This is a genomic window from Liquorilactobacillus vini DSM 20605 (assembly GCF_000255495.1).
Taxonomy (GTDB): Bacteria; Bacillota; Bacilli; order Lactobacillales; family Lactobacillaceae; genus Liquorilactobacillus; species Liquorilactobacillus vini.
Genome location: NZ_AHYZ01000085.1, coordinates 1 through 590 on the forward strand (window position 1 = coordinate 1; position 590 = coordinate 590).

General features: G+C 36.8%; 1 protein-coding gene. It reads right to left on the reverse strand.

What is annotated here, in order from left to right:
• Positions 1-524 (reverse strand): transposase (locus ON15_RS05885; RefSeq protein ID WP_010580558.1); only part of this gene is annotated, 524 nt, incomplete at its 3' end.
• Between the last annotated feature and the right edge of the window lie 66 nt (positions 525-590).

Here is a 590-nt window from a genome sequence, read left to right on the forward strand (position 1 = left end):
TTACGTTGGTTTTCAGAAGACATCAAAGCATAGTTAACCGGTAAAAGCGTATTTCCATCAGTGATTGCCAAAGTAAGTCCGCGATAACCTTTAAGATATTTGCCGCGATCATGATCGTAAGTTTTCGCTAATAATTCTGTTTTTTTTGAAAATGATCGCTTGATTAATGTATCATCCAAAACAAAGGCAAGCTTCCGACGACCATCTAAAGTTTTGATACGACGCAAATAATCGATGATACTGCCAGCCAAAAGACAAGTGAATCGTTGCCAATTGATCCGGGCATCATTCAGGACATTGCGTACTGTACGGGTGGTAAATTGTTTTGTTTCTTCTGCATGATACAGTGAGCGTTGTTGAAAAATAGATATCATGAACCACGACAAAATGGACAACAAAGAAGTTTTAGAGCGACGGTGATAGTTAAGCTTCCGAGAAAGTTTAGACAAGCCAATAAGTTGATTAAAAACAGAAATTTTGTTTTTTAAAGCGATATAATTCTGAGCATGTTGTATAATATTCATAGCACAAGTTCTCCTTTGTATCTAAGTTTTTATCGACTCAAGTATACTTCACAGGAGCAGCTTGTG